The organism is Bacillus sp. JJ1127 (assembly GCF_036965845.1).
Lineage (GTDB): Bacteria > Bacillota > Bacilli > Bacillales > Bacillaceae_G > Bacillus_A.
The window spans coordinates 6,137-9,122 of sequence record NZ_JBALQK010000221.1 but is presented as its reverse complement, the minus strand read 5'-3'; the positions used below and the strand labels follow the sequence as shown (position 1 = coordinate 9,122).

Annotated in this window: 3 protein-coding genes; all 3 read right to left on the bottom strand. The window is 35.3% G+C overall.

All coding sequences use genetic code 11. The features are described from left to right. Positions 1–202 precede the first annotated feature (202 nt). Positions 203–1,333 carry an MFS transporter gene (locus V7183_RS19925; RefSeq protein ID WP_335360592.1) on the bottom strand — a complete coding sequence of 377 codons (1,131 nt, stop codon included), beginning with the start codon at positions 1,331–1,333 and terminating at the stop codon, positions 203–205. A gap of 143 nt (positions 1,334–1,476) precedes the next feature. Next, the gene (locus tag V7183_RS19920) at positions 1,477–2,103 is read right to left on the bottom strand and encodes an FMN-dependent NADH-azoreductase (RefSeq protein ID WP_097898161.1); all 627 of its coding nucleotides are present in this window, start codon (positions 2,101–2,103) and stop codon (positions 1,477–1,479) included. A gap of 198 nt (positions 2,104–2,301) precedes the next feature. Continuing rightward, entirely contained in the window at positions 2,302–2,946 is a 645-nt protein-coding gene (locus V7183_RS19915) for a DsbA family oxidoreductase (protein WP_097898162.1), read from the bottom strand. Positions 2,947–2,986 lie beyond the last annotated feature (40 nt).

Here is a 2,986-nt window from a genome sequence, read left to right as displayed (position 1 = left end):
CAATCTTTTTTATAAAAAATTAAGGAATCCAAAATTAAAACCCACCCATTTTGATTAAACTTTTTCAAAGTGTGTGGGTTTCTTCTATTTATAAAATCAATATTTGCAGCAATACTTTGATCAAACTTTAATTCAAACCAACACCCACCACCTCGTTATAATGGAAACAATGATGAAAACGAAGTACGGGAGATGAGTAAAGTTATTTTAATGTCTTTTTTACAAACAAAATAAAAAGTACCAAACTAATAAACCCAGATACAGCACAAACAATAAATAACATTTGATATCCCATGATTTGTGAAACAAATCCTAGAATAATAGATCCTAAACCAATCCCTAAATCAAAAGCTGTAAAAAATGTAGCGTTTGCTACTCCTCTTTTCTCTGGTGGAGCTAATCGTATCGTTGCTACTTGAAGCGCAGGTTGTGCTGATCCAAATCCAATTCCGTACAAAATAGCTGTAATAACTAGTCCAACAATCCCTTTTGTCATTGTTAGAACGCATAGTGCGACTATCAGTGTAATAAGTGCAGGAACAATAATGACCCCTTCTCCATGTTTATCGGATATCTTTCCAGCAAGCGGTCTAATTACTGTAAGTGTAACAGCGTAAACTAAGAAAAAAGTACCAGCATTAGCTTGAATTTGTGCTGCAAACAGCGGTAAAAATGTTGTAATGCCGCCAAAAGTAAGGGATAAGAAAAATGTAACAATGGCGATTGGCAAAACGGTTTTTTCAAAAAATGATATTGGTTTTTTTGATGCACTTTGAACTGCTGGAATTTTTGTACCAAATGCAAGTATGAATGCAATAAGTGCTAACGCTGTGCATAGAAGGAATAGATAATGAAATGAAAATGATTTTGCGACCCAAAGACCTAATATTGGTCCTAAAGCCATGCCCAAAGTCATTGCAAGTCCATACCATCCCATTCCTTCTCCGCGACGAGATTGTGGAATAACATCAGTCACAGCCGTTCCGATCGAAGTTGTAGCAATCGCCCAGCCGATTCCATGAAGGATACGTAATACCACTAAAAATATAACTCCTGTTACCCAATCGTAAAAATACATTGTAATTGCAAAAAATAGTAGTCCGCTTATTATAAATACGCGGCGGCCATATCGATCCATTAATCCTCCAACAATAGGACGTAAAATGACTGCCGATATGGTAAATACTCCAATAATAAATCCAACTTGGGATTCACTTCCACCTAATTGTTTAATAAACATAGGTAATGTTGGCATTAGTAAATAAAAACCACTAAATAGTAATAATGCTGTAATTGTCAGCATTATATAGTTTTTTGTCCATAAACGTTCCATTGTAATGTAATCCTGCTTTCTATCGTTTAATAAGTTAAGAATGTTCTTACCGCCCAAAAGTAGCGAGATAAGCGAATAAAAAAGCAGTACCACCGCTATAAAAGTGTTGGTACTGCCATATTGTGTGACAAGTGTTTTGTTAATTAGAACGTACTTGCTACTTTAACAGCCTTTTCAAGACCTTCGGCAATAATTTCTTCTGCTTTATCTGGGAATTGGTTGTGACCTTCAATTACTACTGTCTCTATATCTTTTGCACCGAAGAAGCCCATCATACTTGCTACATATTTAACAGCCATTTCCATTTCAGCTTTTGGTCCTTTAGAGTATACGCCGCCACTTGCGTTTAATAATGCAATTTTCTTATCTCCAATAAGACCTACTGGACCTTCTGGCGTATATTTAAATGTTTTGCCTGCACGGTTTAAGTAATCAATATATGTGTGTAGTACAGCTGGGATTGTTAAATTCCATAATGGGAAACCAAAGACTACTTTATCAGCTGCAAGGAATTGATCTAAATATTTATCAGCAACAGCTACTGCTTTTGCTTCTTCTGCTGTTAAATCAAATCCTCTACTAGCCTTAAATGTACCGTTAATCATATCTACTCCTACATATGGCAATTCTTCATTGTATAAATCAAGTTCTACCACTGTATCATTTGGATGTGATTCTTTGTAGCTTGCTAAAAATGCCTCATATAATTTCACACTAACCGCCTGACCTGCTGGACGATTGTTTGCTTTTACAAATAAAACTGTTGTCATTCTCTTTTCCTCCTGTTACTCACTCTTACATTGTTCTATATTTACTCATTCGAAAGAGCATCCTATTTCTTTTATAACAAAAAACATAGTCAACTCGATTGACTACATTACATATAGTACAATAGAACTCTGATAAAGTCAACTCAGTTGACTTTATTAAAGGAGGTTTTATATATGAATCATCAAGTATTTATAACATTAACAATCTCCATCTACATTACATTGCAGTCCATCTAACTCATTCTCTTTACCCTTTTCTAGTTCTTGATCAATCGCCTTTGCTAATCTTTCTTTGCTAGTAAATCCTTGAATGACCTCGTCACCAATAATGAACGTTGGAACAGCCATAATTTGTGCTTCCTCATGGGCATGTTTTATAGCTTCTTGATGCACTTCTCGGTATTTTCGTGATACTAATGCTTCTTTAAATGCATCCTGAGAAAGTCCCACTTCCTCCGCCAATTTTGTTAATACTTCGATGTCTTCAATATTTTGTTCCTCTTGGAAATGTGCAATAAACACTCTATGGTGAAACTCATTTCCTTTTCCATGTTCCTTTGCAAATTGGCAACCTTCAAACGCAAGATGCGTATACGGACGCAAATGTGGTAACTTCATTTCTAATCCTAATTTTTTAGCAGTAGGATGAATAAATGAATTCCAAGCTTCCACTACATGAGGCAGTGTCCATGGATCAATTTTCGGAGATGGACTAGGACGCAATTCAAATGGCATCCATTCGACTTCTACATCTTTTTCCTTTACAACCTCATCCAAAGGACCTGTTCCTAAAAAACAAAATGGGCATATAAAATCAGAATAAACTTTAATTTTTACAGTCATATATACGTTCCCTCACTTTTCTTTTTCACTCTATTTGTAA

Bases quoted from the DNA above. Each gene is read 5' to 3' on its own strand.
- V7183_RS19925 (WP_335360592.1), bottom strand. From the start codon at position 1,333: ATGGAACGTTTATGGACAAAAAACTATATAATGCTGACAATTACAGCA.
- V7183_RS19920 (WP_097898161.1), bottom strand. From the start codon at position 2,103: ATGACAACAGTTTTATTTGTAAAAGCAAACAATCGTCCAGCAGGTCAG.
- V7183_RS19915 (WP_097898162.1), bottom strand. From the start codon at position 2,946: ATGACTGTAAAAATTAAAGTTTATTCTGATTTTATATGCCCATTTTGT.